The 23,690-nt window shown below is 70.6% G+C and carries 26 protein-coding genes and 1 pseudogene; 16 read left to right on the top strand and 11 right to left on the bottom strand.

The annotated features are described in order from the left end of the window. Positions 1 to 26: 26 nt before the first annotated feature. Complete coding sequence (locus ACE1OA_RS14450) at positions 27 to 842, bottom strand: hypothetical protein (protein ID WP_386544864.1); 816 nt, start codon at positions 840 to 842, stop codon at positions 27 to 29. Positions 843 to 924: 82 nt separating this feature from the next. Continuing rightward, positions 925 to 1,137, bottom strand: coding sequence for a hypothetical protein (locus ACE1OA_RS14445; protein WP_147976231.1), 213 nt, complete (start codon positions 1,135 to 1,137; stop codon positions 925 to 927). Positions 1,138 to 1,441: 304 nt separating this feature from the next. Between ACE1OA_RS14445 and ACE1OA_RS14440 the strand changes: the two genes are divergently transcribed. Next, positions 1,442 to 2,299 (top strand): hypothetical protein, encoded by an 858-nt coding sequence (locus ACE1OA_RS14440; protein WP_432752869.1) that lies wholly within the window; start codon positions 1,442 to 1,444, stop codon positions 2,297 to 2,299. 38 nt (positions 2,300 to 2,337) lie between these two features. Here ACE1OA_RS14440 and ACE1OA_RS14435 read toward each other — a convergent pair whose 3' ends face one another. The 7 genes from ACE1OA_RS14435 to ACE1OA_RS14405 all read right to left on the bottom strand — a co-directional run bounded on the left by ACE1OA_RS14435 (position 2,338) and on the right by ACE1OA_RS14405 (position 6,084). Beyond that, the gene (locus ACE1OA_RS14435) at positions 2,338 to 2,631 is read right to left on the bottom strand and encodes a hypothetical protein (protein ID WP_356599663.1); all 294 of its coding nucleotides are present in this window, start codon (positions 2,629 to 2,631) and stop codon (positions 2,338 to 2,340) included. Positions 2,632 to 2,744: 113 nt separating this feature from the next. After that, entirely contained in the window at positions 2,745 to 3,035 is a 291-nt protein-coding gene (locus ACE1OA_RS14430; protein ID WP_432752868.1) for a hypothetical protein, read from the bottom strand. Positions 3,036 to 3,121: 86 nt separating this feature from the next. Beyond that, a complete protein-coding gene (locus tag ACE1OA_RS14425) occupies positions 3,122 to 3,733 on the bottom strand; it encodes a phage tail protein (protein ID WP_356599659.1) in 612 nt (203 codons plus the stop codon). Positions 3,734 to 3,865: 132 nt separating this feature from the next. After that, positions 3,866 to 4,273 (bottom strand): hypothetical protein, encoded by a 408-nt coding sequence (locus ACE1OA_RS14420; protein WP_147976236.1) that lies wholly within the window; start codon positions 4,271 to 4,273, stop codon positions 3,866 to 3,868. A 449-nt stretch (positions 4,274 to 4,722) separates the two neighbouring features. Beyond that, positions 4,723 to 4,926, bottom strand: coding sequence for a hypothetical protein (locus ACE1OA_RS14415; protein ID WP_356599656.1), 204 nt, complete (start codon positions 4,924 to 4,926; stop codon positions 4,723 to 4,725). After that, positions 4,920 to 5,687, bottom strand: a complete 768-nt coding sequence (locus tag ACE1OA_RS14410) for a hypothetical protein (RefSeq protein ID WP_356599654.1) — start codon at positions 5,685 to 5,687, stop codon at positions 4,920 to 4,922. The genes ACE1OA_RS14415 and ACE1OA_RS14410 overlap by 7 nt, the downstream gene beginning before the upstream one ends. Beyond that, the gene (locus tag ACE1OA_RS14405) at positions 5,680 to 6,084 is read right to left on the bottom strand and encodes a WhiB family transcriptional regulator (protein ID WP_432752867.1); all 405 of its coding nucleotides are present in this window, start codon (positions 6,082 to 6,084) and stop codon (positions 5,680 to 5,682) included. Before ACE1OA_RS14405 ends, ACE1OA_RS14410 begins: the two co-directional genes overlap by 8 nt. Before the next feature lie 238 nt (positions 6,085 to 6,322). Here ACE1OA_RS14405 and ACE1OA_RS14400 point away from each other — a divergent pair, with 238 nt between their 5' ends. The 6 genes from ACE1OA_RS14400 to ACE1OA_RS14375 all read left to right on the top strand — a co-directional run bounded on the left by ACE1OA_RS14400 (position 6,323) and on the right by ACE1OA_RS14375 (position 14,411). Next, positions 6,323 to 6,772, top strand: a complete 450-nt coding sequence (locus ACE1OA_RS14400; RefSeq protein WP_356599650.1) for a helix-turn-helix domain-containing protein — start codon at positions 6,323 to 6,325, stop codon at positions 6,770 to 6,772. A gap of 390 nt (positions 6,773 to 7,162) precedes the next feature. Beyond that, entirely contained in the window at positions 7,163 to 7,534 is a 372-nt protein-coding gene (gene rpsL, locus ACE1OA_RS14395) for a 30S ribosomal protein S12 (RefSeq protein ID WP_003948652.1), read from the top strand. 2 nt (positions 7,535 to 7,536) lie between these two features. After that, positions 7,537 to 8,007, top strand: coding sequence for a 30S ribosomal protein S7 (gene rpsG / locus ACE1OA_RS14390; RefSeq protein WP_003966970.1), 471 nt, complete (start codon positions 7,537 to 7,539; stop codon positions 8,005 to 8,007). 38 nt (positions 8,008 to 8,045) lie between these two features. Then, on the top strand, positions 8,046 to 10,175 hold the full coding sequence (gene fusA, locus ACE1OA_RS14385; protein ID WP_356599648.1) for an elongation factor G: 2,130 nt from the start codon (positions 8,046 to 8,048) through the stop codon (positions 10,173 to 10,175). 151 nt (positions 10,176 to 10,326) lie between these two features. Beyond that, complete coding sequence (gene tuf / locus ACE1OA_RS14380; RefSeq protein ID WP_147980746.1) at positions 10,327 to 11,520, top strand: elongation factor Tu; 1,194 nt, start codon at positions 10,327 to 10,329, stop codon at positions 11,518 to 11,520. Positions 11,521 to 11,765: 245 nt separating this feature from the next. Then, the gene (locus tag ACE1OA_RS14375; protein ID WP_386542749.1) at positions 11,766 to 14,411 is read left to right on the top strand and encodes an N-acetylmuramoyl-L-alanine amidase; all 2,646 of its coding nucleotides are present in this window, start codon (positions 11,766 to 11,768) and stop codon (positions 14,409 to 14,411) included. A 34-nt stretch (positions 14,412 to 14,445) separates the two neighbouring features. On the opposite strand, the gene ACE1OA_RS14370 is transcribed toward ACE1OA_RS14375, so the two are convergent. Together ACE1OA_RS14370 and ACE1OA_RS14365 are read right to left on the bottom strand one after the other, a co-directional pair. After that, positions 14,446 to 16,515 (bottom strand): PIG-L family deacetylase, encoded by a 2,070-nt coding sequence (locus ACE1OA_RS14370; protein WP_432752866.1) that lies wholly within the window; start codon positions 16,513 to 16,515, stop codon positions 14,446 to 14,448. Between the two features lie 141 nt (positions 16,516 to 16,656). Continuing rightward, positions 16,657 to 17,493 (bottom strand): annotated as a pseudogene (locus ACE1OA_RS14365) (RNA repair domain-containing protein); the annotation flags it as partial. 187 nt (positions 17,494 to 17,680) lie between these two features. Here ACE1OA_RS14365 and ACE1OA_RS14360 point away from each other — a divergent pair. From ACE1OA_RS14360 to rpsC, 9 genes are all read left to right on the top strand, one after another. Further along, complete coding sequence (locus ACE1OA_RS14360) at positions 17,681 to 18,838, top strand: hypothetical protein (RefSeq protein WP_384869563.1); 1,158 nt, start codon at positions 17,681 to 17,683, stop codon at positions 18,836 to 18,838. 492 nt (positions 18,839 to 19,330) lie between these two features. Further along, positions 19,331 to 19,639, top strand: coding sequence for a 30S ribosomal protein S10 (rpsJ, locus tag ACE1OA_RS14355; RefSeq protein WP_003948644.1), 309 nt, complete (start codon positions 19,331 to 19,333; stop codon positions 19,637 to 19,639). 13 nt (positions 19,640 to 19,652) lie between these two features. Beyond that, positions 19,653 to 20,297, top strand: a complete 645-nt coding sequence (gene rplC / locus ACE1OA_RS14350) for a 50S ribosomal protein L3 (protein WP_147980750.1) — start codon at positions 19,653 to 19,655, stop codon at positions 20,295 to 20,297. A 7-nt stretch (positions 20,298 to 20,304) separates the two neighbouring features. Further along, positions 20,305 to 20,955, top strand: a complete 651-nt coding sequence (gene rplD / locus ACE1OA_RS14345; protein WP_147980751.1) for a 50S ribosomal protein L4 — start codon at positions 20,305 to 20,307, stop codon at positions 20,953 to 20,955. Then, the gene (gene rplW / locus ACE1OA_RS14340; protein WP_147980752.1) at positions 20,955 to 21,278 is read left to right on the top strand and encodes a 50S ribosomal protein L23; all 324 of its coding nucleotides are present in this window, start codon (positions 20,955 to 20,957) and stop codon (positions 21,276 to 21,278) included. Before rplD ends, rplW begins: the two co-directional genes overlap by 1 nt. A gap of 40 nt (positions 21,279 to 21,318) precedes the next feature. Beyond that, positions 21,319 to 22,155, top strand: coding sequence for a 50S ribosomal protein L2 (gene rplB / locus ACE1OA_RS14335; protein WP_147980753.1), 837 nt, complete (start codon positions 21,319 to 21,321; stop codon positions 22,153 to 22,155). A 12-nt stretch (positions 22,156 to 22,167) separates the two neighbouring features. Continuing rightward, positions 22,168 to 22,449 carry a 30S ribosomal protein S19 gene (gene rpsS, locus ACE1OA_RS14330; RefSeq protein ID WP_015035577.1) on the top strand — a complete coding sequence of 94 codons (282 nt, stop codon included), beginning with the start codon at positions 22,168 to 22,170 and terminating at the stop codon, positions 22,447 to 22,449. A gap of 42 nt (positions 22,450 to 22,491) precedes the next feature. Beyond that, complete coding sequence (gene rplV / locus ACE1OA_RS14325; protein ID WP_004571827.1) at positions 22,492 to 22,839, top strand: 50S ribosomal protein L22; 348 nt, start codon at positions 22,492 to 22,494, stop codon at positions 22,837 to 22,839. Then, a complete protein-coding gene (rpsC, locus tag ACE1OA_RS14320; protein WP_017239578.1) occupies positions 22,839 to 23,687 on the top strand; it encodes a 30S ribosomal protein S3 in 849 nt (282 codons plus the stop codon). The genes rplV and rpsC overlap by 1 nt, the downstream gene beginning before the upstream one ends. Positions 23,688 to 23,690: the final 3 nt, after the last annotated feature.

Raw genomic sequence — 23,690 nt, 5'->3', positions numbered from 1 at the left:
TCACCTCCTTTCGTGGTGGGGTGGGGTCAGATCTCCGCGGCGGCTTCCCGGGCCCTGAGCTTGAGGGTGTTGAAGGCCTGGGCCACGTCCCTGCCCGCGTTGGCGAGCCGCTCGGCGGCCTGGGCGGCGGACGACAGGCTCCTGGCCTTGGGGAGCTTCCTCGGGTCGAAGTGCCGCTGGGCGCTCGCGAGCTTGCCGGTCGCCTTGGCGACGGCCGTGATCTGCGGGGCGTCGGAGGCGGCGATGGCCGTGTTGACCTTCTCGACGGCGGACGCGGTCTTGGTGAGCTCGCGCGCCTTGGGAACCTTGCGGATCTCCCGGTTGAACACATCGAGCTTCGGGTTGACCTCGGCGAGCTTCGAGCGGAGGCTCTCCAGCGCCTCCGGACTGGGGTGGTTCGCGCCTCCACCGCCGCCGTCGCCCGCACCACCGCCGGCCGGGGTGCGGCCCGCGGCCTCGATGCGAGCTTCCCGTTCTTCGCGCATGACGTCCGCGATGGGCCTGCGCTGCGGGCGGCCGTAGTCGCTCGCGGGGTCGCGCTGGTAGGTCATGCGCTCGCCGTTCTCGCCCCGAGGGGTCGCGAAGCTGAGCGCCTGGCGCGTGATGTTCCTGGCCGCGATCTTGGCGGACTCCTGCACCATCAGCACGAGCGCGCCGCCCGCGGCGACGGCGCCCGCCGTCGCCAGCGCGACCCAGCCGCCCTCGGTGAACAGGTTGTACAACTTGGGGACGATGCCGAGGTTCAGGTCCTCCATCGTCTGTTCCCACTCGGGCTTGGGTTCCTCCGGGTTGCCGCCTGCGGCCGGGGGCTGCCCGCCCGACGGGGGTGTGGCTCCTGCCATGTCTTCCTCCGCTGGTGTGGTGGGGAGGGCAAGCCGAGAAAGCCCCTGCCGGAACCGGCAGGGGCTTTCTCGTGCGGCTGGGTCAGGCGTCGCCGTCCCGGCGGGACGCGCGTCGCGCCGAGCCGAGGGCGTCGTTCCAGCCCGCCGTGTACGCGAGGGTCTCGCGGCGGGTGACCTCGGCGTACAACGTGCCGAGCAACGCTCTCTTGTCGAGGGCGACGGGTCCGTCGAGAAGCCGGCGGAGGCAGTCGTGGAGCGGTGTCTGCGGTCGCGATGCCTCGGCCTGCTGAGTCATGGACGCCTGCCTTCCGATTGCTTGCCCGTGCGTGCGTGGCGGCGCCGCGGAGTGAGGAGCGGGGGCACCACATGTTCGAACTGCTGTGCGAATAGAACTATGGAACACCTGTTCGGTGTTTGTCGAGCCGGAAACATCTGACGGGGTGTCTTGTGTCGTTTACCTGAGTCGGGTTGATGCCGGATCGGGTGCGTGTGTTCGACCGGGTACGCTGAATGGGCGTTCCTGGGCCGGACCACCACGGGGCGTGAGGTGCGCGTGGAGCGCGAGGGGACCTCAGGGGGCTTGGAAGGCAGTGCTTGCGATGAGCAGGGAGCCGGGCGGCAGTCGCCGGGAGCAGATGGTCGACTGGCTGGAAACCCATCCCGACCTGCCCCATCTCTTCGCACGGATCTCCGAGCTCGTCCACGTCGCGGGATTCGCCCCCGAGGACCTGGTGGTGCTTCCCCGGTCCGAGGTCGACCGGCGCGAGACGGCCGCCTTCACCTCCGGCTGGGCCGAGGCCGTGTCGGACGAACTGCCGCGCATCCGCAGGGAGTACGAGAAGCGCGTCGCCGACGCCTACGCGCAGGGTCAGAGTGACGCGCGTGGAATCCGGCGCCCCCTGCGACGTTCGGACGTCGGCGTCGGCGTCGGCGGCGACGGCGCCCGGGTCATCCCGCTGCCCTTCGCCCGGCTCCTCGAACCGCCGGCCGCCGTGATCCAGGCCGAGGAGCGCGTCCGCAGGGAGCGGGAGCTGTTCGAGCGGCGGCCCGAACCGCCGTCCGAACCCGCGCAGCCGACGGTGCCCGCACCGCGGTCCGGGCAGGACGACGAATCCGCGCCGGAGCCCGGACCGGGGTCCGAGGTGGCCTCCGCGCCGTACCGCGAACCCGTGCAGGGCCTCGAACAGGACGTCCTGCCGTCCGCCCAGGAGAGCCGTACGCGCCGGTCCGCACAGCCGGTGCGCAAGGTCGTCCGCGGCAAGGGCGGGCGGCCGATCGTGCCGCCGCTCGCCGGTGCGCCCGCCCCGGGCGGGGCCGCCTCCGAGCGCCGCGGCCACGAGTCCGGCGACCCGGACGGCCGCGGCAGGGGACGCCGGCTGTCCGAACGGGCCCGGGCCCTGGAGGAGGACCTGGCCGCCGAGCGAGCACAGGAAGCGCCCCCGGAGCCCGGTCCCTGACGGGAACGGGCTCCGGGGGCCGCGGGGGGGATGGGGCGTCAGCCGAAGAACCGGACGAGGGCGCCGGGCGAGATCGCCTCGGCGGCGCTCCCGGACTCCTCGTCCTGTTCCTCGGCGTCCTCGTCCTGGGCACCCGGACGCGGGACGGGCTTCGGGGGCTCCGGCTGATCGTCGTCCTCGCCGGAGTTGACGCACGAGAACATCCAGTTGGAGACGGCCAGATGGTCCACCGCCGCCGCGAGGAGATGGTCGGTGATCGACCACTCCGCGGCCTCGCCGTGCAGCTCCCGCTGCACGGCGCTGTCGTGCGGCAGGTGCCTGATCAGCGTCATCACCCGTCGGCTGGAGAGCTCCCCGCGATGCCAGTCGAGGAGGTCGGTGCCGTAGTAGCGGAGGAGGTCCGCTTCGAGGGCCTCGGCGTGTTCATCGACGAACTCGACGAGGCTCAGCCTTCCCCCAGGCCGAGCCCGGTCTCCTTGCCGTAGGCCTCCAGGATGGCGGCGATGTCCTGCATCGTGATGTCGTGCTGTTCGAAGCGGTTGAACTGCTTCTCACCCATCAGGAGCGCGAGCAGGCCGTCCACGTCGTTGTCGTCGAGCGTGCGCAGCGCCTTGGCGGTCGCGCGGCTGAGTTCGGTGGGCAGGGTGTAGCTCTGGCCGTCCAGTTCGAAGGACCAGCTGCGGCCGCTGGCCTCCAGACGCTGGGCGCGGGCGGCGTTGACGTCGAAACGGGCCATGGTGGGGCGTACTCCTTGTTCGAGTGAGTGAAGAGGAGAGGGGCGGGGCGGGACGGAGGATCCGTCCCGCCCCTGGGGGGAAGGGATCAGACGGTCGCGGAGTACTGGCTGTCCTTCATGAGGAAGGTCGCCAGCGGCTTGCCGTCGCCCTTCGACATGGCGGAGAAGGTGACACCCAGCTGCGCCGCCGCCTTGCGGGCCAGCTTGATGTCGTCGGTCGCGGTGACCTGGCCCCGCGGGATGATGAAGCGGTACCGGACGGCGGTGGTGCCACCGGCCTTGACGTCCGTGAACTCCAGGCCGAGGGCGCGCACGTCGGCGAACGGACGCTCCGCGATCTCGTAGCGGTAGGTGTCCACGGCCGGCGTCGGCTCGGCCTTGACCGCGTCGCCGCCCATGAAGAACGGCAGCGTGTCCTCGTTGAACTGGAGCAGCGAGAACTTCAGCGACAGGTCACGGCTCGAGTAGATGTAGTGGACCGGGGAGACCGACTGCCACGAGTCGATGGCCTCCAGCTTGTCCTTCTTCGAGAACGTGACGCCGTCGCCGGAGGTGAAACCGAGGTCCTTCCAGCCCGCACCGGACCAGTCGGCGGCCGAGTCGGTGCCGAAGGTGGCCGGAGCGGAGGTGCCGGCGTCGGCGACGTAGAGCTTGCCGGTGCCTGCGACGCGGATCTCGGCGGAGTTGTTTCCTGCCATGGTGGGATTTCTCCTTGATGAGAGGGGTGGGTGGCGCACCGCTCCCGGGCGTCGGGCCCGGGTACGGCAAAGGCCCCGCCGGAGAGCGGGGCCTGGTCTGTGGGTGAGCGTCCGTCAGGGAGCCGGAAGGGCTCAGAAGACGCTCAGGGAGAGGCGGATGACGCACAGGTAGCGGTTGGCGCCGCGGTAGAGGTAGTCGGGCAGCCAGCGCGGGCCGTCCTGCTCCTCGACGTCCTGGAAGACGTTGGTGCCGACCTGCTTGCCGATCGTGGCGAGCAGCGCGCGCCGGGCGGCGTTCGCGAGGGTGTGGGCGGCGTTCTTGCTCGGCCCGTACACCTCGAACTCGATCAGCGGCATGTCGACGTGCAGGTCGCCGACCCAGGCGCCGCCGCGGCGGTTCACGAGTACGGCGCTCTGCGTGCCGTCGAAGCCGGCGGGCGGGTTGACGGCGATCACGGCGCCGGCCAGGGCCGGATCGGCCTTGAGGACGTCGACGACCAGCTTCTCGACGTCCGGGAACGCACTCGGGGGAGTGGTCATGACGGTGCTCCTCGGGAGGGATGGCGGGAGGGGCCGTCCGGGGCGCTCCGGCGGGGAGGGGGCGCGCAGGGCGCGGAAGCGCGCCCGGACGGCGGACGGCGGAGACCGTGACCCGGTGTCGGGCACAGCTCCGCCGCTGCACCAACTGTGACAGAGAGCGTGCGCGCACGCAACTAGTTCGGGGATCGGGTGCGCCGGACCGTCCGCGGCGGGGACGGCGCGGCCGCTGGGGAGAGCGGCGGCGGGCCGGCCGTCAGGCCGCCGGGGCCCGCGGCGCACCCGGCCGGGGCCGCCTTTCCTCCGGCGGCGGCCCGCCCGCGTGACGCGCCTGCCCCGGCCGACGGCCGGGCCCCGCGACGACGAAGCGCCCCGCGTCCTCCAGGGACGCGGGGCGCTTCGAAGCGGGGGCTGTGGGACGGGCGCCGGGCGGGGCGCTTCTTCGTGGCGGACTACGCGGTGCGGGTGCGGCGGCTCGCCAGGCGTTCCGCGGCGAAGACGTCCTCCAGGCGGAACAGCTGGGCCCGGCCCGCCTTGCCGGCCGCGCGCAGGTGGCCCAGCTGGACCCACTTGCGGATCGTCGCCGGGGCGACCCCGGCCTCCGAGGCGGCCAGCGGGCCGGGGATCAGGGCCGGCGGGGCGGGGGACGTCAGCACGGGCTCTCCTCCGTCGGGTTCGGGATGGTGTCCACGGCGGTGGTGGTGTCCATCGCCGCCTCGATCTCGTCCGTACGGGCCCCGGACGCCTCGGCCAGCTCGTGCCACTCCGCCTCCGGCCACAGGTGCCGGTACGCGGGGTCGTCCTGGCAGCCGCACACCTCGTCCGTGCAGAGGCAGGCCGGATTCACGCAGAGCACCGCGCGGCGGTCCGTGAACGCCCGCAGCGACACCGAGTCGCACCACGGGCAGCGACCGGAGACCCGGACGACCGTCTCGGTGTCGCCCAGCGTGCGCGCGCACCGGCGGGCCATCCGGCGCAGTTCGTCCCGGACGTGGCGGGCGAGCACGGGATGGCCGGCGACGGCGTCGAGCAGTCCGGCGACGCGGCGGAGGCGTTCGACGACCCCGGCCCGGCGCGGCCGCGGCAGGCCGAGGCGGGCGCAGACGGCCTCCTCCAGTTCCACGACGCCGTCGGTGATGTCCCGGATGGCGTCGGACACGTGGAGCCGGATCGGGGCGGCGCCGTGGCCGGGGACGGAGAGTCCGTGCCGCTGCTGGAGGAGCAGCGCCTCGCGCCGCTCCTCGCGGATGAGCTCGTCGCGGCCCGGGTGCGGCGCGGCGGGCGCGGCCCCGGCGGGGGAGCGGCGGCCGGGGGCCAGCTCCGAGGCGAGCTCGGGGAACTGGCGTACGAGGGCGGCGGTCCAGAGCGCGATGTCCCGGACGACCTGGTCGGCGGCGAGGAGGCGGCTCTCAGTCACGCGTGCCGCCCGGGTGCGGGGTACTCGCGGCGGCGGGGGCGGCGGGCTCTTCGGGGCGGGTGACACCGTGGGGGCCGGCTTGGGCGTCGCGTACGCCGGCCGGGGCGACCGCGCGGGGCAGGTCGACCGTGCCGGTCCGTCGCGCGGTGTCGGCGGAGAGCCGGCCGCGGCGCGCGACGACGGGGCGGCCGTTGCGCCACAGGCGGCCCGCGCAGACGCCGTCGAAGTAGCTCTCCGCGGGCGCCACGGCCGTCTCGCACTCACGGCTGACGAGGCAGACGGCGCAGGCGCGCAGCGCCGGGGCGGCCTGCTGGGCGCGGCGGGCGAAGACGACGGACGGGGAGAGGCCGACGCACGCGGCGGCGGCCTGCCAGGGGGTCGAGTCGGGCAGGAGCAAGGTTCATCTCCACGGTCCGGGCCACCGAGTCCTGGGGCCGGAGGGGCTCCTGGGACTCGTGAGGCCGACGAGTGCGGCGGCGACTCAGAGAGTGACATGTTGCGTGCGGGCGCGCAACAACGATCGGGAGGATCCTTCACCGTTTCGACACGGTTGCGTGCCCGAAAGCACGTAATTCTGTGCGCGCAAGCACGCTAGAGTGGGAGCCCGGAGGGTGGGGAGTAAGGGAGCGGTACACATGAGCACTCAAGGGCTCGACGCATTCGCAGGCTGGGTGGAAAGCCTGATGAGAGCGCGCGGCTACGACATCGACAGTCCGCGCGGCGGAGGCAAGTCCCGGATCGCCGACGAGGCCGGCGTCCACCGTGCCGCCGTGACCCGGCTGCTCCAGCGGCAGAGCATGCCCGACCTGGAGACGATGCGCCGGATCGCCCCCCTGCTCGGGGTCTCCGTCCGCGACATGCTGATCCGGTCCGGCCGGGTCACCCCCGAGGAACTGCCCCTGGCCGAGGACCTGCTGCCGCCCGACGACTGGCAGCCCACCATGGAGGACTTCGCGCGCTGGCTCGGGGTCCCCGACGAGCGGATGGGCGTGTTCGTCAAGGTCGTCAACCAGTTCCTGGAGCCCGGCGAGGAGGACCCGGAGACCCGCGCGCCGGGCGAGCCGCGCCGCGCCGCCCGGGACTGACCCCTCCCCGCGCCGCCGGGCCCGCACCCGCCCCCGGGCCCGCCCGGAACGTCCCGCCCGGCGCGCGGTCCGCGGCGGGTCCGCGGGCCCGCCGCGCCGGCCGCGGGCCGGGGGTGCCCGGGATTCGTTCTCCCACGTCGGCCGGGTCCCGGTGCGCGTGGGCATTTGTTTTGACCGGAGTCCATGCGGTAGGTACGCTCAGACCTTGTGCCTGGGGTGTGCCTGGGCTTGCGTGCGTGTCCTCAACCGCACAGTGAGTCCGCGAACGGCCACCGCAATCTGCGCCTTTTCCGCCCTGGCGGAAGTCCGCAGCATTCGACACACCCGACCGCGTGGGTCGGCGGTGTTCCAGGTTAGTTTCACCGACGGCACACAGAAACCGGAGAAGTAGTGCCTACGATCCAGCAGCTGGTCCGGAAGGGCCGGCAGGACAAGGTCGAGAAGAACAAGACGCCCGCACTCGAGGGTTCCCCTCAGCGTCGTGGCGTCTGCACGCGTGTGTTCACGACCACCCCGAAGAAGCCGAACTCGGCCCTCCGTAAGGTCGCGCGTGTGCGTCTGACCTCGGGCATCGAGGTCACGGCCTACATCCCGGGTGAGGGTCACAACCTGCAGGAGCACTCCATCGTGCTCGTGCGTGGTGGCCGTGTGAAGGACCTGCCGGGTGTTCGTTACAAGATCATCCGCGGTTCCCTCGACACGCAGGGCGTCAAGAACCGTAAGCAGGCTCGCAGCCGCTACGGCGCCAAGAAGGAGAAGTAAGAATGCCTCGTAAGGGCCCCGCCCCGAAGCGCCCGGTCATCATCGACCCGGTCTACAGCTCTCCTCTTGTCACCTCGCTGATCAACAAGATCCTGCTGGACGGCAAGCGTTCCACCGCCGAGCGCATCGTCTACGGTGCCATGGAAGGCCTCCGCGAGAAGACCGGCAACGACCCGGTCATCACGCTGAAGCGCGCCCTCGAGAACGTGAAGCCGTCCCTCGAGGTCAAGTCCCGCCGTGTCGGTGGCGCCACCTACCAGGTGCCGATCGAGGTCAAGCCCGGTCGCGCCTCCACCCTCGCGCTCCGCTGGCTCGTCGGTTACTCCCGCGCCCGTCGCGAGAAGACCATGACCGAGCGCCTCATGAACGAGCTCCTCGACGCCTCCAACGGCCTCGGTGCTTCGGTCAAGAAGCGTGAGGACACGCACAAGATGGCCGAGTCCAACAAGGCCTTCGCGCACTACCGCTGGTAGTCGCTACCCACATCGAGACCGAGAGAAGATTGAGCCTTATGGCCACCACTTCGCTTGACCTGGCCAAGGTCCGCAACATCGGGATCATGGCCCACATCGACGCGGGCAAGACGACGACCACCGAGCGCATCCTGTTCTACACCGGTGTGTCTTACAAGATCGGTGAAGTCCACGACGGCGCTGCCACGATGGACTGGATGGAGCAGGAGCAGGAGCGCGGCATCACCATCACGTCTGCCGCGACGACCTGTCACTGGCCGCTCGAGGACGTTGATCACACCATCAACATCATCGACACCCCGGGTCACGTCGACTTCACGGTCGAGGTGGAGCGTTCGCTCCGCGTGCTCGACGGTGCCGTCACGGTGTTCGACGGTGTCGCCGGTGTCGAGCCGCAGTCCGAGACCGTCTGGCGTCAGGCGGACCGCTACGGCGTGCCGCGCATCTGCTTCGTCAACAAGCTCGACCGTACGGGCGCCGAGTTCCACCGCTGCGTGGACATGATCGTGGACCGCCTCGGCGCCGTCCCGATCGTCATGCAGCTGCCGATCGGTGCCGAGGCCGACTTCCAGGGTGTCGTGGACCTCGTCCGCATGAAGGCCCTGGTGTGGTCCGCGGAAGCGACCAAGGGCGAGATGTACGACGTCGTCGACATCCCGGCCTCGCACACCGAGACCGCCGAGGAATGGCGCGGCAAGCTCGTCGAGACCGTCGCCGAGAACGACGAAGAGATCATGGAGCTCTTCCTCGAGGGCCAGGAGCCCACCGAGGAGCAGCTGTACGCCGCGATCCGTCGTATCACCATTGCCTCCGGCAAGGGTGGCGGCGAGAAGACGATCACCCCCGTCTTCTGTGGCACCGCGTTCAAGAACAAGGGTGTCCAGCCCCTGCTCGACGCGGTCGTGCGCTACCTCCCCTCCCCCCTGGACGTCGAGGCCATCGAGGGCCACGACGTCAAGGACGCGGAGCTGGTCGTCAAGCGCAAGCCGTCCGACGACGAGCCGCTGTCGGCCCTCGCGTTCAAGATCGCGAGCGACCCGCACCTCGGCAAGCTCACCTTCGTCCGGATCTACTCCGGTCGCCTGGAGGCCGGCACCGCGGTGCTGAACTCCGTCAAGGGCAAGAAGGAGCGCATCGGCAAGATCTACCGCATGCACGCGAACAAGCGTGAGGAGATCGACTCGGTGGGCGCCGGCGACATCGTCGCCGTCATGGGCCTCAAGCAGACCACCACCGGTGAGACGCTGTGCGACGACAAGAACCCGGTCATCCTGGAGTCCATGGACTTCCCGGCGCCGGTCATCCAGGTCGCCATCGAGCCCAAGTCCAAGGGTGACCAGGAGAAGCTGGGTGTCGCCATCCAGCGTCTCGCGGAGGAGGACCCCTCCTTCCAGGTTCACTCTGACGAGGAGACCGGCCAGACCATCATCGGTGGTATGGGCGAGCTTCACCTCGACATCCTCGTCGACCGTATGCGTCGCGAGTTCAAGGTCGAGGCGAACGTCGGCAAGCCGCAGGTCGCGTACCGCGAGACGATCCGCAAGGCCGTCGAGCGCGTGGACTTCACCCACAAGAAGCAGACCGGTGGTACCGGTCAGTTCGCCAAGGTGCAGATCGCGATCGAGCCCATCGAGGGCGGCGACGCCTCGTACGAGTTCGTGAACAAGGTCACCGGTGGCCGCATCCCGAAGGAGTACATCCCTTCGGTCGACGCGGGTGCGCAGGAGGCCATGCAGTTCGGCATCCTGGCCGGCTACGAGATGACTGGCGTCCGCGTCATCCTTCTCGACGGTGCCTACCACGAGGTCGACTCCTCCGAGCTCGCGTTCAAGATCGCCGGTTCGCAGGCCTTCAAGGAGGCCGCGCGCAAGGCTTCCCCCGTCATCCTTGAGCCGATGATGGCCGTTGAGGTCGTCACGCCCGAGGACTACATGGGTGAGGTCATCGGCGACATCAACTCCCGCCGTGGTCAGATTCAGGCCATGGAGGAGCGCAGCGGCGCTCGCGTCGTGAAGGGCCTCGTGCCCCTTTCGGAGATGTTCGGCTACGTCGGAGACCTCCGCAGCAAGACCTCGGGTCGCGCAAGCTACTCGATGCAGTTCGACTCCTACGCCGAGGTTCCGCGGAACGTCGCCGAGGAGATCATCGCGAAGGCCAAGGGCGAGTAACTCTCCCGAGTGCACGCTTTAGGCTTGACACCAGTCGCCGGGGCTCAGCCCCACGAAACCCGAGGGATCGGGCCCCGGCGGATGGCATCCCAGCAAAGATCACCTGGCGCCGATGAAGCAAGGCGTTCAGAACCACTCCAGGAGGACCCCAGTGGCGAAGGCGAAGTTCGAGCGGACTAAGCCGCACGTCAACATCGGCACCATCGGTCACATTGACCACGGTAAGACGACCCTCACGGCCGCCATTACCAAGGTGCTGCACGACGCGTACCCGGACCTGAACGAGGCCTCGGCCTTCGACCAGATCGACAAGGCTCCCGAGGAGCGCCAGCGCGGTATCACGATCTCGATCGCGCACGTCGAGTACCAGACCGAGTCGCGTCACTACGCCCACGTCGACTGCCCCGGTCACGCGGACTACATCAAGAACATGATCACGGGTGCGGCGCAGATGGACGGCGCCATCCTCGTGGTCGCCGCCACCGACGGCCCGATGCCGCAGACCAAGGAGCACGTGCTCCTGGCCCGCCAGGTCGGCGTTCCGTACATCGTCGTCGCCCTGAACAAGGCCGACATGGTGGACGACGAGGAGATCCTGGAGCTCGTCGAGCTCGAGGTCCGTGAGCTCCTCTCCGAGTACGAGTTCCCGGGCGACGACCTGCCGGTCGTCAAGGTCTCGGCGCTCAAGGCGCTCGAGGGCGACAAGGAGTGGGGCCAGTCGGTCCTGAACCTGATGGCCGCCGTCGACGAGGCGATCCCGCAGCCCGAGCGTGACGTCGACAAGCCGTTCCTGATGCCGATCGAGGACGTCTTCACGATCACCGGTCGTGGCACCGTCGTCACCGGTCGTATCGAGCGTGGTGTCCTCAAGGTCAACGAGACCGTCGACATCGTCGGTATCAAGACCGAGAAGGTCACCACCACGGTCACCGGCATCGAGATGTTCCGCAAGCTGCTCGACGAGGGCCAGGCCGGTGAGAACGTCGGTCTGCTCCTCCGTGGCATCAAGCGCGAGGACGTCGAGCGCGGCCAGGTCATCATCAAGCCGGGTTCGGTCACGCCGCACACGAGCTTCGAGGCCCAGGCCTACATCCTGTCGAAGGACGAGGGTGGCCGTCACACCCCCTTCTTCAACAACTACCGCCCGCAGTTCTACTTCCGTACCACGGACGTGACCGGCGTCGTGACCCTCCCCGAGGGCACCGAGATGGTCATGCCGGGCGACAACACCTCCATGACCGTCGAGCTGATCCAGCCCGTCGCCATGGAGGAGGGCCTCAAGTTCGCCATCCGTGAGGGTGGCCGGACCGTGGGCGCCGGCCAGGTCGTCAAGATCAACAAGTAATTGTCGATCGTCTGACCTGTGCCGCTCCTGACGGAGCGTCATCAGAGGGCCCCCGGCCCGCCGTTCGCGGCGGGACGGGGGCCCTCGTCTGTTCCGGTGATCTTGTGTGACAGTTGTGACCCCAGTGGCGCCCGTGACAGTAGCTGCCAGTAGCATCCATCCGGTTGGCTGTGTCATGTCCATCAAGGGGTGGAGACAACTTGAGATCGGGACGTCGAGCACGACGTACGACGACGGCGACGCGGGTGCGTCGTACTGCGCTGGGGACCGCCGTGGGCGTCCTCGCGGTCCTGGGGTTCCAGGCCGCGGCGAACGGTGCCGTGTTCGGCACCGGGGACGACGGGGCGAAGGCCGCGACGCCGGGGGTGTACAGCAGCAAGGCCGCACACGGCGGCAAGGGCAGGAGCGAGCTGCACAAGCTCGCGCTGACCGACAAGGGCAAGGGCGAAGCCGTCCTCACGCAGCGGACCACCGAGCCGTTCGGCCTGCTCGGCGTCACCTGGACGGACCCTGACGAGAAGGTCAAGGGCACGATCGAGGCGCGCACCCGCAGCATCGAGACCGGCGAGTGGTCCGACTGGGTCGAGCTGGAGCCGCACCCGGCCGGCATGGACGGCCGGCGTGCCGGTGCCCCCGGCTCCACCGAGCCGGTGTGGGTCGGTGCCTCCGACGGTGCCGAGGTGCGCGTCAGCGACGGCGCCGCGGCCGGCGTGCTGCCCGCGGGTCTCAAGCTCAACATGATCGACCCGGGCGGCGCGGGCTCCGCGGCCAAGGACAGCGGCGAGCTGAACGCCGAGCCGGCGGCCTTCGTGGCCGTCGACCCGCCGACCACTCCGCCGAGCGTGCCCGGTCCGGCCTCGACCGCTCCGAAGCCCACCATCGTCACCCGTGCCCAGTGGGGCGGGCAGGCGATCGAGGACAAGACGCCCGAGCCGGCCCAGTACCTCATCGGCGGCAAGATCAAGGCGATCTTCGTCCACCACACGACGAGCGCCGCGTACGAGTGCTCGGCCTCGGCCAGTGTCGTCCGCAGCATCCTCGACTACCACGTGGACGTCGAGGAGTGGCGCGACATCGGCTACAACTTCCTCGTCGACAAGTGCGGCACGATCTTCGAGGGCCGCAAGGGCGGCATCGACCAGCCCGTCCTGGGCGCGCACACCTACGGCTGGAACTCCGAGTCGACGAGCGTCGCGGTCCTCGGTGACTACACGAACCAGGCCGCGTCGAGCGCCGCGCTGGTCTCCGCCTCGCGCGTGGCCGCGTACAAGCTCGGCCAGTACGGCGTGGACCCCAACGGCACCGCGCAGCTGACCGCGGGCGTCACCCAGACGAACTTCTTCGGGCAGACGTTCACCCTGAACCAGGTGTACCCCTTCGCGGCGATCTCGGGTCACCGCAACGGCTTCAACACCCAGTGCCCCGGCAACATGCTGTACCCGCAGCTGCCGACCATCCGCTCCTACGCCACCGGCTCCGTCGCCGGTCTGAAGGTCGACTCGCTCGGCGGCGGGGCGACCAGGGCCGGCACCGGCTACGAGACGCCCGGTCCGGTCACCGTGAACTGGTCCACCAGCACCACGAACTCGCTGATCAACAAGTTCGAGGTCCTCGTCGACGGCCAGGTCGTCGCGACCCCGGGCCCCGCTGCCCGCAGCGCCGCCACGACGGTGACCGGCTACGGCGCCCACACCGTGGCCGTCCGCGCCACGCACACCTCCGGCAAGGTGTCGACCTCGGCGTCGGTCGCCGTGACCGTCCCGGGCCCGAAGACCTTCAAGCCGGTCACGCCCACCCGGCTGATGGACACCCGCTCCGGCTTCGGCGTGCCGAAGGCCAAGGTCGGCGCCGGCGGTGAGGTGGTCCTCCAGGTCACCGGCGCCAACGGCGTCCCGGCGACCGGCGTCGGCGCGGTCGTCCTCAACGTGACCGCGACGAACGCGACGGCGACCAGCTACGTCTCCGCGTACCCCAACGGCACCGACCGCACGGCGGCCTCGAACCTGAACTTCACGGCCGGCAAGACGATCCCGAACCTGGTGGTCGTCCCGGTGGTGGACGGCAAGGTCCGCTTCTACAACCACGCCGGCACGGTCGACCTGCTCGCCGACATCACGGGCTACTACGTCAAGGACACCAGCGGCTCCACCCACAGCAACCTCGGTCCGCTGCGTCTGATGGACACCCGCGACGGCACCGGTGTGGCCAAGGGCAAGGTCGGCGCCTCCGGTGTGGTCGACCTCCAGGTCACGGGCGCCAACGGCGTCCCGGCCAGCGGTGTCACGGCCGTCGTCCTCAATGTGACGGCGACCGCTCCGACGGCGACCAGCTTCGTGTCGGTCTACCCGAGCGGCACGACCCGGTCGAGCGCCTCGAACCTGAACTTCACCGCGGGTCAGACGATCCCGAACCTGGTGGTCGTCCCGGTCGGCGCGAACGGCAAGGTCAGCTTCTACAACCGGGCCGGCACGGTCGACCTGCTCGCCGACGTGACGGGGTACTTCACCTCCGACACGGCGGGCGCGTCCCACATCAACCTCGGCCCGCTGCGGCTGATGGACACCCGCTCCGGGCTCGGTGTCCCGAAGGCCAAGGTCGGCGCGAGCGGCACCGTGACGCTCCAGGTGACGGGCGCCAACGGCGTCCCGGCCAGCGGTGTCACGGCCGTCGTCCTCAATGTGACGGCGACCGCCCCGACGGCGACCAGCTTCGTGTCGGTCTACCCGAGCGGCACGACCCGGTCGAGCGCCTCGAACCTGAACTTCACCGCCGGTCTGACGATCCCGAACCTGGTGGTCGTCCCCGTCGGTGCGGACGGCAAGGTGACGTTCTACAACCGGGCCGGCACGGTCGACCTGCTCGCCGACATCACCGGCTACTACGTCAAGTGACCTGATACCAGGCCACGTCGGGGCCCGTCTCCCCTCAGGGGAGGCGGGCCTCCGCCGTTCCCGCCGGTCGCCACAGCCACGGGTGCGCGTCCGCGCCCAGACCGACGGCCGTCGTGCCCCGCAGCGTCGCGTTCCCGACCGGCGCGACGCCCTGCGTACGGACGTGCAGGCGCCCGCCGTGCCGCAGTTGCATCCGCCCGCGCAGGTCGCGGCCGAGGAACGTCGGGCCCGGGGCGAGGGCGACCGCGCCGTACCCCTCGAAGTCCGGGTCGGAGCCGGCCGTCGACAGCAGCCGGCCGGCGGCGGGGCCGCGGTGGAACACCTCGATGCCGGCCGCGCCCGGGACCGGCAGCGCGGCCACCGGATCCGCCGCGAGCGGCAACGGGTCGCCCGGCACGCCGTCGACCCACTGACGGACGGCCGTACGGCCGGCCGCGAGGACCCGTACGCGCCCGGCGGCGTCCACCAGCGCGGTGAGGCCGTCCTGCACCTCCTCGTCACCGGGGAGGGTCCGCCAGGGGCCCCAGCCGCCGCCGGTGTCCCGCACCCGCGTCGACACCCCCCGGTCCGCGTCGCGCACGAACAGGTGCACCCGGCCGTCGGGCGCCGTCACGGCCACCGGGACCCCGATCCGGCGCCCGCGGTCGTCACCGCGCTCCGGCCCTCCGAGCCCGCGCCAGGCGAGGAACGGACCGTCGGGTGAGCGCTGTTCCAGGAGGACGACCTCCCGCCGGTTGGGGCCGCCGTGGCCGCCGAGGGCGGCGAACCGCAGGCCGAAGAGGAGGACCCGGCCGTCGGCGAGCGTCGTCGAGCCGAGCACGGGCGCCAGCGGGCCGCCGCCGAGGTCCTCCGGCGCACCCCACTGCCCGGTGCCCCGCCCGGTCTCCCGCCAGCGGACCGCGCGCAGCCCGAGCACCCCGTACGCGTCGAGCCGGCCGTCGGGCCGTTCGGCCACGGCCGGGCCCGGTCCGGGGTAGCGGTGGTGGGTGGACCGGACCCAGCCCTTCTTGTTGGTGAGGGGCCGGTCGCCGCCGACGCCGTAGTCGCCGCAGCCGGAGGGGTTGCCGCACTCCCAGTCGGGATCGCCGCCGTACGGGACGAGGTGCCCGGCCTTCTCCTTCAGGACCTGCGGCGGGAGGTTCTTGGGCCAGTGGCGGTTGTAGTAGCCGCGGAAGGCGGTCACGGCGAACGCCGGCACGGCCCCGCCGTCCGCGGCCGGCCGGCCGGTCCCCTCCGCGACCCAGCGGATCAGCGCGGCCCAGGAGAAGCAGGCCGTCGCGGTGTGGTCGCCGTGGTCGGAGTAGCCCGGCTGCTCGCTGTCCTGCCGGCGGGTCGCCTCGTCGCTGTGCTGGATGTCCGGGTCCGGGTCCAGGGTGTGCACGATCGTCGGCCGGTACCGCTCCAGGAGGCCGACGAGCACGTCGGTCAGCCCCTCGTGGTCGTAGACCTCCGCGCGGTCGACGGGGGAGTCCGCCGAGAGCTGGGTCCGCAGGTCCAGGGCGCGGTCGTGCCACAGGGCGGGCAGGGCCATGTACCGGCGCGGGGTGTGCATGGGCAGGTTCAGGAAGACCAGTTCCACCCGGCGGCCGCGATGGGTGAGGGTGTCGATCTCGGCGCGCCGGCCGCCCCGGAGGGTGACGACGTCCTTCCGCCAGGGCGCGAACCGGTCGAGACCCAGCAGCGTGGCGTAGGCCTGCCGCAGGCCCTGGTGGCGCGCGGAGGAGTAGGCGGCCTTGTCGTCCGGGCGGCTCGGCATCCCGGCGATCCGGTTCCGGCCGGTGTGCTCGCCCGCGGTGACGTACACGGAGACCAGCGGGACACCGGCGTCGAGCAGGCGCTGGGTGTCGGGGTTCATGAAGTACAGGTCGTCGTCCGGGTGCGCGGCGATCTGCAGCAGCTGTGCGCGCCGCGAGGCGGAGATCGGCATCCCGGGCGCGGGGTCGGCGATCGGTCCGGTCCGGCGGGGCGCGGGGAGGGAGCAGCCGGCGAGCGCCGGGGTCGCCAGGGCGGCACCCCCGAGGGCGGCGGCGACGACGCTGCGGCGGCGGGGCCCAGGGCGGGGGAAGGCGGGATCCGGCACGGGTCCGGCGTCTCTGGCGTCCACGTGTGTCGTTCCCCCGCGCTGCGTGCTGGTCCCTGGAAGCGGCGGAGGTCCTGGCCGGAGCCGTGGTCCGCGCCCTGTCAGACGGATTTTCGACCATCGGGGTTGCATTCCCGTCGGCGGGGCTCAGTCGGCTGTCCGGTGCAGCTCTCCGCTGCCCAGCCGGACGGTCGCCCGGACGCGCATCGGGCCGTCGGCGCGGCGCGAGAGGACCACGAGCTCGGCCACCCGGGCCGTCATCGGCACGAGCAGCGCCTCGGACGCGGACGCCAGCGCGTGCGGGTCGCGGGTGCGGCCGAGGGACAGGTGCGGGGTGTAGCCCCGGGAGTCGTCGCCGCACAGCGGGAAGCGGGTCTCCAGGGCGCGCCGCAGCAGCGCCCACGGCTCCTCGCCCGCCGCCGCGGGGTCGAGCCAGACCGTGGCGTCCTCCCGGTGGCCGAACCAGTGCACGCCCTCCAGCCGGGCCGTGAACGGCACCGCCTCGGCCGCCGCGGCGGACAGCAGCGGCGCGGCCCGGGCGAAGTCGGGCTCGGGGACGAAGCCGAAGACGACGTTGACGTGCGGGGGCCAGCGGTGGATCTGGCGGTCGTGCGCGCGCCGTATGTGCTGGATCGGCGGCCAGAGCCGGTGCGGCGGGATCCATGCCAGTGCGGTGCGGGGTGTCGGCGGCACGGCCAGGACGGCCGCACCGGACGCGGCCGCGGCCGCCGGACGTGACCTGTCCCCGGCGCGCGGCCCCCGGACCCTCCCGGCGACCGACTCGTCGATCCGGTCCACGCCCGAGACCCGGTCCCAGACGAGCTCGCCGTCCGCCTCGAAGAACAGCACCCGGTGCCAGGGGATCTCCCCGCCGGGCACGAAGTCGGGCAGGGCCGTCCGCTGCGGTGCGGCGCCGCGCTCGGCGATCCCCATCACGAAGCGCTCCGGGTCGAAGCGGGGATCCCACAGCACCCGGTGGTAGATCTCGTCGCTCGTGCGCATGCGCCCGGCACCTGCCGTGTCCGACGTCGGTCCCGCGGGGGAGGGGCCGGCGCCTCCCGCCGTGCGGGTTCCCTTCCATCATGACCCCGTGGCGAGGGCTCGCATCACGACCTGATCAACACCTCTGACCTGCTGCTTCGGGCCCCGGACCGCTGTGACATCCTCCGTCCGCAACGGAGTGCGAGGGGTGGGGATCGTGCAGGACGAGGGACGGTCGGTGTCCGACGAGGAATGGGCCGCGCTGGTCGAGGCGGCGCGGCGCGACGGGGTCGGGGTCACGGCTCCGCCGAAGTCCCGGGGGTGGCGGATCCGGAAGGGGCGGGCGGGCGGCGCGCCGGCCGGACAGCCGAAGGGCTGGCGCACCGGGCCGGCGTGGCAGGAGATGAACGGCCGGGCCGCCCGCAGGCGCCGGACCAAGGCGGTCCTCGGCATGGCGCTGGTGGTGCTGCTCGCGCTGGTCGCCGTACGGCCCCAGTTGCTGACCGACCGCCTGCCCGACGAGCTCACGGCCGCGCTGCCGGACGGTCTGAGGGGCGGGGACAGCACTCCGCTCGCCGCCGAGACGGAGCGTCCGACGGCGGCGCCCTCCCACGAGGTGCTCCCTGACACGCCCACGCTGAAGGAGCCCTTCAAGGGCTCCCCGGCGCTGCGCTGGGCCGACGGAGCCGCGGGCATCGAGCTGCCCCGGGCGAAGGCGACGAACGGGCTGTCCGAGGCGCGGATCGCCGCCGCGCTGAAGAAGGTGAAGGCCTTCCTCGTCGCGGCCAACATCGATCCCGCCACGGTCCGCGGTGACCGGCCGGCGGCGGCGCTGGCACTCATGGACCCCCAGGGGAAGGAGCTGCGCGACGCGATGACGCGGGCCGTGGAGCGGCCCACGGAGAAGGACGACCCGCTCGCGCTGTTCAGCCGCTTCGACCCGCAGCGGGTGCGCCCGGTCGGCGACGTCGTCAAGACCCGGGGGCGGATGACCGTCCGGAAGGGGAAGCGCGCCGGCGAGGTGGAGATCGTCGCCGACTACACCTTCGTCTACCCCGTCGTGAAGACCCGGCCGGGCTTCGACGAGGTGGCGCGGACGATCGTGCGCCGCCAGGTCACCTTCGGCGTGTTCGACCCCACCAGGTACCGGGTGACCGAGGGCCGCGTGATGGTGGTCGGCTACGACATGAGCTTCGGCAACGACTCCTGCGAGGAGAAGGAGGACGGGTTCCTCCATCCGGAGTTCACCGAGGACCTGGCCGCCTCGCCGCAGGGCTCCGGCCCGGCCGTCGACCCGTACGACCGCAGCAAGGACCTGCGCCGGGACCGGCAGCGGGGCGGGTGCGGCACGGTCACCCGTACCTGACCGGCGGGGCCCGCGCGCTGACCTGCCGCGCGGGCCGGGCCCGGGGCGAGGACGCTCCCTGGAGGTGCGGGGGAGTCGGAGAGGGGGCGGAGGTGGCCCTGCGTGTACCGCGACGTGACGTGGGGTACAGTCTTCCGCCCCGATTGGCGGCCGGATGGCCCCGTATGGCAGACTGTCGGGGTTGCTCGGTTGAGTGCCGATGCTGCGCGCCTCCCGTCGGGAGGACCGGAAGCGAGTCCCACAGTACTCGTCGACCCCTCGGGTCGGACGTACGGGAATCTTCTGGGAAGCGTCAGCGGGGTGCCGGCCAGGCACTCGGTGGGTGTTCTGCCCCCGGCTCGCGGTTCTGGTACCGCGCCCCCTTGGTTGGGAGATCTGTAGGGATCTCTGCGTAGAGGGAGTGCGACACGCCCGACCGCGTGGGTCGGAGGCGGAGGACTGGAGAACCCCCGAGTTCCAGAGCGTTACGAGAGACAGGACTACTGAGTAGCCATGGCGGGACAGAAGATCCGCATCCGGCTCAAGGCCTACGACCACGAGGTCATCGACTCCTCGGCGAAGAAGATCGTCGAGACGGTGACCCGCACTGGTGCGTCGGTCGCAGGCCCGGTGCCGCTGCCCACTGAGAAGAACGTGTACTGCGTCATCAAGTCGCCGCACAAGTACAAGGACTCGCGCGAGCACTTCGAGATGCGCACGCACAAGCGCCTCATCGACATCCTCGACCCCACGCCGAAGACGGTTGACTCGCTCATGCGTCTCGACCTGCCGGCGGGCGTCGACATCGAGATCAAGCTCTGAGGTGACGCGCGAGATGGCAAAGAACATTAAGGGCGTCCTGGGCGAGAAGCTCGGCATGACCCAGGTCTGGGACGAGAACAACCGGGTTGTCCCGGTCACCGTCGTCAAGGCTGGGCCCTGCGTCGTCACCCAGGTCCGCACCAACGACATCGACGGCTACGAGTCGGTCCAGATCGCCTTCGGCGAGATCGACCCTCGCAAGGTGAACAAGCCCCTCAAGGGTCACTTCGCCAAGGCCGACGTCACCCCGCGCCGCCACCTGGTGGAGCTGCGTACCGCTGACGCCAGCGAGTACACGCTCGGCCAGGAGATCACCGCCGCCGTGTTCGAGTCGGGCGTCAAGGTCGACGTCACCGGCAAGAGCAAGGGCAAGGGCTTCGCCGGTGTCATGAAGCGTCACAACTTCAAGGGCCTCGGCGCCGGTCACGGCACCCAGCGCAAGCACCGCTCCCCCGGTTCCATCGGTGGCTGCGCCACCCCGGGCCGTGTGTTCAAGGGCCTCCGCATGGCGGGCCGTATGGGCAACGAGCGGGTCACCACCCAGAACCTGACCGTCCACGCCGTTGACGCGGAGAAGGGTCTGCTGCTCATCAAGGGCGCGGTCCCCGGTCCGAACGGTGGCCTCGTCCTGGTCCGTACTGCGGCCAAGGGGGTTTGAGGAACCGATGAGCACCATTGACATCCTTTCGCCGGCAGGCGACAAGGCCGGGACCGTCGAGCTCCCCGCGGAGATCTTCGGCGCCAAGATCAGCATCCCGCTGATCCACCAGGTCGTCGTCGCGCAGCTGGCCGCGGCCCGTCAGGGCACGCACAAGACCAAGACCCGTGGCGAAGTCCGCGGTGGTGGCAAGAAGCCTTACCGCCAGAAGGGCACCGGCCGCGCCCGTCAGGGTTCGACCCGTGCGCCGCAGTTCGCCGGCGGTGGCGTCGTGCACGGCCCCGTGCCGCGTGACTACTCGCAGCGGACCCCGAAGAAGATGAAGGCCGCCGCCCTGCGCGGTGCCCTCTCGGACCGGGCGAACCACTCCCGTATCCACGTCGTCACCGGCGTGGTCGAGGGCGAGGTCTCCACCAAGGCCGCCAAGACGCTGTTCGGCAAGATCTCGGAGCGCAAGAACCTGCTCCTGGTCGTCGACCGCGCCGACGAGGCCGCGTGGCTGTCCGCCCGCAACCTGCCCCAGGTTCACATCCTGGAGCCGGGCCAGCTCAACACGTACGACGTGATCGTCTCCGACGACGTGGTCTTCACCAAGGCCGCCTTCGAGTCCTTCGTGTCTGGCCCCCAGACCGCTGAGACCGAAGGGAGCGACGCCTGATGACTGAGGCCGTCGTCACCAGCAAGACCTTCTCGGACCCGCGCGACGTTCTCGTCAAGCCGGTTGTCTCGGAGAAGAGCTACGCCCTGCTGGACGAGAACAAGTACACGTTCATCGTCGCGCCTGGCTCCAACAAGACCCAGATCAAGCAGGCCGTCGAGGCGGTCTTCTCGGTCAAGGTCACCGGGGTCAACACGATCAACCGCCAGGGCAAGCGCAAGCGCACCAAGGCCGGTTTCGGCAAGCGCAAGGACACCAAGCGCGCCATCGTGACCCTCGCCGAGGGCGACCGTATCGACATCTTCGGCGGTCCGACCGCCTAAGGGCGGTCTGGATCGTCCGGAATCGGACGAGGACTGAGAAATGGGTATCCGCAAGTACAAGCCGACGACCCCGGGCCGTCGTGGCTCCAGCGTCGCCGACTTTGTCGAGATCACGCGGTCCACGCCGGAGAAGTCGCTGGTCCGCCCCCTGCACAGCAAGGGCGGCCGTAACAACACCGGTCGTGTGACCGTCCGTCACCAGGGCGGTGGCCACAAGCGCGCCTACCGTCTGATCGACTTCCGTCGTCATGACAAGGACGGCGTGCCGGCGAAGGTCGCTCACATCGAGTACGACCCCAACCGCACCGCGCGCATCGCGCTGCTCCACTACGTGGACGGCGAGAAGCGCTACATCATCGCGCCGAAGGGTCTCTCGCAGGGCGACCGCGTGGAGAACGGCCCCGGCGCCGACATCAAGCCGGGCAACAACCTGGCGCTGCGCAACATCCCGGTCGGTACCACGATCCACGCGATCGAGCTCCGTCCCGGTGGCGGCGCGAAGTTCGCCCGCTCCGCCGGTGCCTCCGTGCAGCTGCTCGCGAAGGAGGGCCAGATGGCCCACCTCCGCATGCCTTCCGGTGAGATCCGCCTGGTCGACGTGCGCTGCCGCGCCACCGTCGGCGAGGTCGGCAACGCCGAGCAGAGCAACATCAACTGGGGTAAGGCCGGCCGCAAGCGCTGGCTGGGCGTTCGCCCGACCGTCCGCGGTGTGGCGATGAACCCGGTTGACCACCCGCACGGTGGTGGTGAGGGCAAGACCTCCGGTGGTCGCCACCCGGTCTCCCCGTGGGGTCAGAAGGAGGGTCGTACTCGCTCGCCGAAGAAGGCATCGAGCAAGTACATCGTCCGCCGCCGCAAGACGAACAAGAAGCGCTAGGAGCGGGTTTAGATGCCGCGCAGTCTCAAGAAGGGACCCTTCGTCGACGGACACCTCGTAAAGAAGGTGGACGCTCAGAACGAAGCCGGTACCAAGAACGTCATCAAGACCTGGTCCCGTCGCTCGATGATCATCCCGGCCATGCTCGGCCACACGATCGCGGTGCACAACGGCAAGACCCACATTCCGGTGTTCGTCACCGAGTCGATGGTCGGCCACAAGCTCGGCGAGTTCTCGCCGACGCGCACCTTCCGGGGTCACGTGAAGGACGACCGGAAGTCGAAGCGCCGCTAGTAGCGGGGTGGAATGACCATGACAGACATCGGAAGGACAACCATGGAAGCCAGGGCCCAGGCGCGGTACATCCGCGTCACGCCCATGAAGGCCCGCCGCGTGGTGGACCTTATCCGTGGCATGGACGCCACGGAGGCTCAGGCGGTCCTGCGTTTCGCCCCGCAGGCCGCGAGCGTGCCGGTTGGCAAGGTGCTGGACAGCGCCATCGCCAACGCTGCACACAACTACGACCACACGGACGCCTCTTCGCTGGTCATCAGCGAGGCGTACGTGGATGAGGGCCCGACCCTGAAGCGGTTCCGTCCGCGTGCCCAGGGCCGTGCCTACCGGATCCGTAAGCGGACCAGCCACATCACCGTGGTCGTCAGCAGCAAGGAAGGAACCCGGTAATGGGCCAGAAGGTTAACCCGCATGGGTTCCGGCTCGGCATCACCACGGACTTCAAGTCCCGCTGGTACGCCGACAAGCTGTACAAGGACTACGTCAAGGAAGACGTCGCCATCCGTCGGATGATGACGTCCGGCATGGAGCGCGCCGGCATCTCGAAGGTTGAGATCGAGCGCACCCGTGACCGCGTGCGGGTGGACATCCACACCGCGCGTCCCGGCATCGTCATCGGCCGCCGTGGCGCCGAGGCCGACCGCATCCGCGGCGACCTCGAGAAGCTCACGGGCAAGCAGGTCCAGCTGAACATCCTCGAGGTCAAGAACCCCGAGATGGACGCTCAGCTGGTCGCCCAGGCCGTTGCCGAGCAGCTCTCCTCCCGCGTCTCCTTCCGTCGCGCCATGCGTAAGAGCATGCAGGGCACGATGAAGGCCGGCGCCAAGGGCATCAAGATCCAGTGCGGCGGTCGTCTCGGCGGCGCCGAGATGTCCCGCTCGGAGTTCTACCGCGAGGGCCGCGTGCCCCTGCACACGCTCCGCGCGAACGTCGACTACGGCTTCTTCGAGGCCAAGACGACCTTCGGCCGCATCGGCGTGAAGGTCTGGATCTACAAGGGCGATGTCAAGAACATCGCCGAGGTCCGCGCCGAGAACGCTGCGGCCCGTGCGGGTAACCGCCCGGCCCGTGGTGCCGGCGCTGGCGACCGTCCCGCCGGCCGTGGTGGCCGTGGTGGCGAGCGTGGCGGCCGCGGCCGCAAGCCGCAGCAGCAGTCCGCGCCGGCTGCCGAGGCCCCCAAGGCCGACGCTCCCGCCGCCGCTGCCGCTCCGGCTGAGAGCACCGGAACGGAGGCCTGACCG

The sequence above is a fragment of the Streptomyces sp. JL2001 genome (genome assembly GCF_050917515.1).
Classification (GTDB): Bacteria; Actinomycetota; Actinomycetes; order Streptomycetales; family Streptomycetaceae; genus Streptomyces.
This window is presented reverse-complemented; position numbering and strand designations above follow the sequence as displayed.

Excerpts from the sequence above, each read along its gene's own strand:
- rplD (WP_147980751.1), top strand. The coding sequence starts at position 20,305 with ATGAGCACCATTGACATCCTTTCGCCGGCAGGCGACAAGGCCGGGACC.
- ACE1OA_RS14440 (WP_432752869.1), top strand. The coding sequence starts at position 1,442 with ATGAGCAGGGAGCCGGGCGGCAGTCGCCGGGAGCAGATGGTCGACTGG.
- rpsJ (WP_003948644.1), top strand. The coding sequence starts at position 19,331 with ATGGCGGGACAGAAGATCCGCATCCGGCTCAAGGCCTACGACCACGAG.
- rplV (WP_004571827.1), top strand. The coding sequence starts at position 22,492 with ATGGAAGCCAGGGCCCAGGCGCGGTACATCCGCGTCACGCCCATGAAG.
- ACE1OA_RS14435 (WP_356599663.1), bottom strand. The coding sequence starts at position 2,631 with ATGACGCTGATCAGGCACCTGCCGCACGACAGCGCCGTGCAGCGGGAG.
- rplC (WP_147980750.1), top strand. The coding sequence starts at position 19,653 with ATGGCAAAGAACATTAAGGGCGTCCTGGGCGAGAAGCTCGGCATGACC.
- rpsG (WP_003966970.1), top strand. The coding sequence starts at position 7,537 with ATGCCTCGTAAGGGCCCCGCCCCGAAGCGCCCGGTCATCATCGACCCG.
- ACE1OA_RS14445 (WP_147976231.1), bottom strand. The coding sequence starts at position 1,137 with ATGACTCAGCAGGCCGAGGCATCGCGACCGCAGACACCGCTCCACGAC.
- ACE1OA_RS14450 (WP_386544864.1), bottom strand. The coding sequence starts at position 842 with ATGGCAGGAGCCACACCCCCGTCGGGCGGGCAGCCCCCGGCCGCAGGC.
- ACE1OA_RS14420 (WP_147976236.1), bottom strand. The coding sequence starts at position 4,273 with ATGACCACTCCCCCGAGTGCGTTCCCGGACGTCGAGAAGCTGGTCGTC.
- ACE1OA_RS14425 (WP_356599659.1), bottom strand. The coding sequence starts at position 3,733 with ATGGCAGGAAACAACTCCGCCGAGATCCGCGTCGCAGGCACCGGCAAG.
- ACE1OA_RS14430 (WP_432752868.1), bottom strand. The coding sequence starts at position 3,035 with ATGGCCCGTTTCGACGTCAACGCCGCCCGCGCCCAGCGTCTGGAGGCC.
- ACE1OA_RS14400 (WP_356599650.1), top strand. The coding sequence starts at position 6,323 with ATGAGCACTCAAGGGCTCGACGCATTCGCAGGCTGGGTGGAAAGCCTG.
- rplW (WP_147980752.1), top strand. The coding sequence starts at position 20,955 with ATGACTGAGGCCGTCGTCACCAGCAAGACCTTCTCGGACCCGCGCGAC.
- rpsC (WP_017239578.1), top strand. The coding sequence starts at position 22,839 with ATGGGCCAGAAGGTTAACCCGCATGGGTTCCGGCTCGGCATCACCACG.
- rplB (WP_147980753.1), top strand. The coding sequence starts at position 21,319 with ATGGGTATCCGCAAGTACAAGCCGACGACCCCGGGCCGTCGTGGCTCC.
- rpsS (WP_015035577.1), top strand. The coding sequence starts at position 22,168 with ATGCCGCGCAGTCTCAAGAAGGGACCCTTCGTCGACGGACACCTCGTA.
- fusA (WP_356599648.1), top strand. The coding sequence starts at position 8,046 with ATGGCCACCACTTCGCTTGACCTGGCCAAGGTCCGCAACATCGGGATC.